This window comes from Rhodoplanes roseus (assembly GCF_003258865.1).
Classification (GTDB): Bacteria; Pseudomonadota; Alphaproteobacteria; order Rhizobiales; family Xanthobacteraceae; genus Rhodoplanes; species Rhodoplanes roseus.
The window spans coordinates 1-5,924 of record NZ_NPEX01000331.1; the positions used below are offsets into that span (position 1 = coordinate 1).

5 protein-coding genes are annotated in these 5,924 nt (G+C 67.7%); all 5 read left to right on the forward strand.

Annotation, left to right across the window (positions count from 1 at the left end):
* On the forward strand, window positions 1-1,668 hold a 1,668-nt coding region (locus tag CH341_RS27285; protein ID WP_146604642.1), incomplete at its 5' end, for an efflux RND transporter permease subunit.
* A 45-nt stretch (window positions 1,669-1,713) separates the two neighbouring features.
* On the forward strand, window positions 1,714-2,121 hold the full coding sequence (locus tag CH341_RS27290) for a hypothetical protein (protein ID WP_111422105.1): 408 nt from the start codon (window positions 1,714-1,716) through the stop codon (window positions 2,119-2,121).
* A gap of 147 nt (window positions 2,122-2,268) precedes the next feature.
* The gene (ku, locus tag CH341_RS27295) at window positions 2,269-3,141 is read left to right on the forward strand and encodes a non-homologous end joining protein Ku (protein ID WP_111422106.1); all 873 of its coding nucleotides are present in this window, start codon (window positions 2,269-2,271) and stop codon (window positions 3,139-3,141) included.
* A gap of 485 nt (window positions 3,142-3,626) precedes the next feature.
* A complete protein-coding gene (locus tag CH341_RS27300) occupies window positions 3,627-4,940 on the forward strand; it encodes a cation:dicarboxylate symporter family transporter (protein WP_210208634.1) in 1,314 nt (437 codons plus the stop codon).
* Between the two features lie 59 nt (window positions 4,941-4,999).
* Window positions 5,000-5,839, forward strand: a complete 840-nt coding sequence (locus CH341_RS27305) for a sulfurtransferase (RefSeq protein ID WP_111422108.1) — start codon at window positions 5,000-5,002, stop codon at window positions 5,837-5,839.
* Window positions 5,840-5,924: the final 85 nt, after the last annotated feature.

Below are 5,924 nucleotides of genomic sequence, written 5' to 3' on the forward strand. Positions count from 1 at the left end.
AGGCCGATCGGCTGGGTGATGCGGTCGATCGACAAGGTGCGCGACGCCTATGGCGGCGTCACGGCCCGCATCGTGCGCATCTCGGTGATCAGCCTGGTCGCGGTCGGCGCCGCGGCGGCCGGCACCTGGGGCCTCGCCCGTATCACCCCGACGGGCTTCTTGCCCGAGGACGACCAGGGCGCGTTCTTCGTGGTGATCCAGCTTCCCGGCGGCGCTTCGGTGGCGCGCAGCACCGAGGTGCTGCGCCAGGCCGAGGCGGCGCTTCGGCAGGAGACGGCGATCGCCGACTTCACCTCGGTGGTCGGCCTCAACTTCATCGACAACTTCTCGCAGGCGAACTCCGCCTTCATCGTCGTCACCCTGAAGGACTTCGAGGAGCGCACCGGCCGGTCGCAATCGGCCTCCGCCGTGATGGGGCGGCTGGTGCCGAAGTTCCGTCAGATCCAGGGCGGCACCGTGCTGCCGCTGGCGCCGCCGCCGATCATCGGCCTCGGCACCGGCGGCGGCTTCACCTATGTGCTCGAGGATCTGCAGGCCGGCGACTCCAAGGTCCTGGCCCAGGTGCTGCGCGGCCTCCTGGTCGCGGCCAACCAGGACCCCAGCCTCAGCCGCGTGTTCAGCACCTTCTCGGCCACCAACCCGTCGATCTATCTCGACATCGACCGCGACAAGGTCCAGGTGCTCGGCGTCAAGCTCTCCGACGTGTTCCAGGCCCTGCAGGCGACGCTGGGCGGGATCTACGTCAACGACTTCAACCTCTACGGCCGCACCTGGAAGGTCCAGCTCCAGGGCGAGGCGGTGGATCGCAGCCGGGTCGACGACCTGTTCCGCATCAATGTGCGCAACAAGGACGGCGAGATGATCCCGATGCGCAGCCTCGCCGAGGTCAGCGTCATCGTCGGGCCGCCGTCGCTGATCCGCTACAACAACCGCCGCGCCGTGACGATCCAGGGCTCGCCGGCGCCGGGCGTGTCGTCCGGCGAGTCGCTCGCCGCCATGGAGCGGGTCGCGGCCAAAACGCTGCCGACCGGCTTCACCGGCGAGTGGACCGACACGGCGTTCCAGGAGAAACGTGCCGAGGGCAAGACCACCATCATCCTCGGCTTCGCGGTGCTGTTCGCCTATCTGTTCCTGGTGGCGCTCTACGAGAGCTGGACGATCCCGGTGCCGGTGCTGCTGTCCGTCACGGTCGGCCTGCTCGGGTCGTTCGCCGCCATCGTGATCGCCGGGCTCACGCTCGACCTCTATGCCCAGATCGGCATGGTGGTGCTGATCGGGCTCGCCGCCAAGAACGGCATCCTGATCGTCGAGTTCGCCAAGGAGCAGCGCGAGCGCGGCATCCCGCTGCTGGAGGCGGCGGCGGAGGGCGCACGGCTGCGCTTCCGGCCCGTGATGATGACGAGCTTCGCCTTCATCCTCGGGCTCTATCCGCTCGTCGTGGCGGAGGGCGCCTCGCAGCTCGCCCGGCGCGACGTCGGCACGCCGGTGTTCGGCGGGATGATCTTCGCGTCCTTCCTCGGCATCTTCGTCATCCCGCCGCTCTACGTCTTCTTCCAGGCGGTGCGCGAGAAGCTGCGCAAGGGCGCGCGGCCGAAGCACGAGCTGCCGCCGGCGTCCGAACGGGCCGGTGCGGGGGCGGGCGACACGACGCCCGGCCCGGCATCGTGACGAGACGGGCTTTCGTGTGCTTTCCCGCATGTGTGGAGTGACGTCATGAGCCCCTTGCAGATTCTCCTGGCGGCCGCCGCGACCGGCGGCCTCCTTCTCGTCGCCCCGGCGGCGTCGGCCCAGGACCTCTCCGGTGCCTGGGCGACCGATGGCTCGTCCTGCGAGAAGATCTTCGTCAAGAACGGCAACCGCGTCGTCCTCCGCGACGATTCCGAGCTCCACGGCGGCGGCTTCGTCATCGACGGCAATCGCATCCGCGGAAAGGCGACCACCTGCGACATCAAGGCCCGCAAGATCGACGGGCCGACCACGCATCTGATCGCGAGCTGCGCCTCCGACATCATGCTGTCGAGCGTGCAGCTCAGCGTGCGGATGCCCGATCCGGGCACGCTGGTGCGCATCTTCCCCGGCATGTCCGGGATGGAGCTGACCTACAAGCGCTGCACGCTCTGACGCGAGGGCTGTGTCGGACTCCGTGCCAGGACGCGAACGGATCGTGAATCGGCGGGCCGGTCGACACGCCGGAAGTGCCCGTTTCATCGAATCGGAACGCCTGCGGCCAGGCGGCGTTGAGTCGTCGTTTGTACCGGAGTACGCCACATGGCACCGCGTGCGAACTGGAAGGGCTATCTTCGCCTCTCGCTCGTCTCCTGCCCGATCGCGCTCTATCCCGCGACCACGGACCGCGAGAAGATTCGACTGAACCTCCTCGACAAGGCGACCGGGCATCGCATCCGCATGCAGAAGGTCGACGCCGACACGGGCGATCCGGTCGAGGCCTCCGACATCGTCAAGGGCTACAAGACCGCCGACGGCTATGTCGAGATCACCGAGGAGGATCTCTCCTCCATCGAGATCGAGAGCTCGCGCACGCTCGACATCACCCGCTTCGTGCCGCACGAGGAGATCGACGATCTCTACAATGTCCGGCCCTACTACGTCGTGCCGGACGGCGAGGCGGGACAGCAGGCCTTCGCGGTGATCCGCGAGGCGATCCGGGCCCGCGGCATGGTCGCGCTCGGGCGGGTCGTCATCTCGACGCGCGAGCACGTCATCGCGCTGGAGCCGCGCGGGAAGGGGCTGATGGGCACGCTGTTGCGCTACCCTTACGAGGTGCGCGACGAGGAGGAGTTCTTCGAGGACATCCCGGACGAGCCGATCCCCAAGGAGATGATCGACCTCGCCACCCACATCATCGACACCATGAAGGGCAAGTTCACGCCCGACGAGTTCGAAGACCGATACGAGACGGCGCTGCGTGAGCTGATCGCCCGCAAGGAGACCGGCCAGACCATCGCGCCGAGCCGTCAGGCGGCGCCGTCCAAGGTGGTGAACCTGATGGATGCGCTGCGGCGCAGCGTGGAGGAGCAGGGCGGCGGCGGCCGTGGCTCCGAGCGCAAGCCGGTGGCGCGCCGTCCCGCCGCCAAGAAGCCACGCGGCCGAACGTCGCAGAGCCGCAAGAAGGCGAGCTGACGGAAGCGATCGCTCTCGCGGCTGCACAGGACCGCGCGGGTTCGATGCTTTCAAATCTTTGAAACAGTGCCGCTCCGGAATCGCTGCGCCGCAACAGCGGCTCACGCCCGCTGAATCGGGCGCCTCCGGATAGTCCCGTATTGCACGTCGCGCGGAGCAGTCCAGCCGGGCGCGTGTGTTTCGCCGCGGCCGGGGATGGGGCAGCATCCCCGCGGCTTGCAGCACGCAGGCCGCACGGGGCGACCGCATGCGATCGACTTCGAGCCCGACACCGTTCCATCCATCGGCCAGGATCCGCCGGCTGCCGCGCCGGCCGGTCCTCACTTCCGCAACGATCCCGGACGGGACCGCACCACCCCCGCCGTCCGAAGAGCCTGTCGAGACCGAGGAGCCGCCGAGGCCGCCGTCCTGACGGCGGCGCTCGTCGTCCGCACGCGCGACCGAGCCCGGACACGGGCACGAACTGATTCGGGGGACATGAGATCATGAGCACGAACGTGGCGACCGAGGCCGCCGTCGCGCCCGCGGCGAAACGTGGATCCAAGCCGTTCTACAAGAAGATGTACGTCCAGGTGATCGTCGGCGTGATCCTGGGTTCGCTGCTCGCCGTGGTCTATCCGAACATCGGCGTGACGCTGCAGCCGCTCGGCCTCGTCTTCATCAAGGCGATCAAGATGGTGATCACGCCGATCATCTTCCTGACCATCGTGGTCGGCATCGCCAAGATGGGGGACATGCACCGGGTCGCCAATGTCGGTGCCAAGGCGCTGATCTATTTCGAGGTCGCCTCGACGATCGCGCTGATCGTCGGCATCGTCGTCATCAATGTCTGGCCGATCGGCTCCGGCATCCACGCCAATCCGGCCGCGCTGGACACCAAGCTGGTCGACGGCTTCGCCAAGGCGAGCCAGAACATGACGATGATGTCGTTCCTGATGGACATCATCCCGACGACCTTCGTCGACCCCTTCGCCAAGGGCAACATGCTGCAGGTGGTGTTCGTCGCCACGCTGTTCGGCTTCGCCCTGGTCGGCATCGGCGAGAAGGGCCGCCCGATCATCGACATTCTCGACCGATCGACGTCCGCCTTCTTCGGCATGGTGAAGATCATCATGGTGATCGCCCCGCTCGCCGCCTTCGGCGCGATGGCCTTCACGGTCTCGAAGTTCGGCACCCGCACCCTGGTCGATCTCGGCCAGCTGATTCTCGGCGTCTACGTCGTCAGCATCTTCTTCGTGGTCGTCGTGCTCGGCGGGTTCCTCAAGTGGGCCGGATTCAACGTCGTCCAGGTGCTGTCCTTCTTCAAGGACGAGTGGCTGTTCTGCCTGGCCGCCACGTCGGGCGAGGCGATGCTGCCGCGCTGCATGGAGAAGCTCGAGAAGCTCGGCGTCTCGCGCGAGGTGGTCGGCCTGGTGATGCCCTCGGGCATGTCGTTCAACACCGACGGCACCGCCATCTACATGACCATGGGCCTGATGTTCATGGCGCACGCGCTCGACATCGAGATGTCGATCTGGCAGCAGCTCTCGGTGCTGTTCGTGATGCTGTTCACCTCCAAGGGCGCGGCGGGCGTCGCCGGGGCCGGCTTCGTGGCGCTCGCCGCCACCATGCCGACCATCAGCGACATCCCGGTCGGCGCGCTGGCGCTGCTGATCGGCGCCGACAGCTTCATGTCGCAGATCCGTGCCGCCACCAACCTGATGGGCAACGTGATCGCCACGCTGGTGGTGGGCCGCTGGGTCGGCGCTTGCGATTACGACACGGCGCGCCGCAAGCTGGCCGCCGGCGAAACCGACTGAGGCGGGCGGGGCGCCCCGCACCGGCGGCGCCCACGTCCGCGTCGAACAAGGATGATGCGATGGCTTCTCCTCTCGTCTCCACGGCCTGGCTCGAGGAGCATCTCGGCGATCCCGGGGTGCGCGTGCTGGAGATCTGCAACGTCGCCGAGCCGACGTCCTATTGCGACGGCCACGTGCCCGGCGCGACATGGCTGTTCTGGAAGTCCGCCTGCTGGCACGAGACCGACCGCGAGTTCGTCACGCCCGAGCGGCTGGCGGCGGTGTTCGGCCGGCTCGGCATCGGCCCCGACACCACGGTGGTGCTCTACGGCGAGCCGGTGCAATACGGCACCTATGCCTACTGGGCCTTCACCATGGCGGGCCACCGGAACCTGAGGCTGCTCGACGGTGGCCGCAAAAAATGGCTCGCCGAGAAGCGTCCGCTGTCGCGTACGGTGCCCACGGCCTCGCCCGTCGACTATCCGGTGCCGGCGCCGGACCGTTCCATGCGGGTCGGGCGGGACGAGGTGCGGGCGCATCTTCACCACGGGCACCGGCTGCTGCTCGACGTGCGCTCGCCCGAGGAATATCTCGGCAAGCGCGTCGCCGAGTACACCATGGCGTTCGACCACGGCGCCGAGCGCACCGGCCGCATTCCCGGGGCGAAGCATTTCTATTTCCGCGAGGTCCTGAACGACGACGATTCGTTCAAGACGCCCGACGAGATCCGCGCGGCGCTTTCCGCCGCCGGCTTCGCTCCCGACAAGCACGACGACGTGGTCTGCTATTGCCGCCTCAGCCACCGCGCGACGCTCGTCTGGGTCGCGCTCGCCAGTATCCTGGGCCACGGCAACATCAAGATCTACGACGGCTCCTGGACCGAATGGGGCAGCATCGTCGGCTTCCCCGTGGAGAAGTGAATCCACCTGTCTTCACCTCCCCCTGGAGGGGGGAGGTCGGATCGCGAAGCGATTCGGGAGGGGGTGACAGCGCCTCCGGTGCTCG

Coding starts and splice junctions, on each gene's coding strand:
- ku (WP_111422106.1), top strand. CDS start 2,269: ATGGCACCGCGTGCGAACTGGAAGGGCTATCTTCGCCTCTCGCTCGTC.
- CH341_RS27305 (WP_111422108.1), top strand. CDS start 5,000: ATGGCTTCTCCTCTCGTCTCCACGGCCTGGCTCGAGGAGCATCTCGGC.
- CH341_RS27300 (WP_210208634.1), top strand. CDS start 3,627: ATGAGCACGAACGTGGCGACCGAGGCCGCCGTCGCGCCCGCGGCGAAA.
- CH341_RS27290 (WP_111422105.1), top strand. CDS start 1,714: ATGAGCCCCTTGCAGATTCTCCTGGCGGCCGCCGCGACCGGCGGCCTC.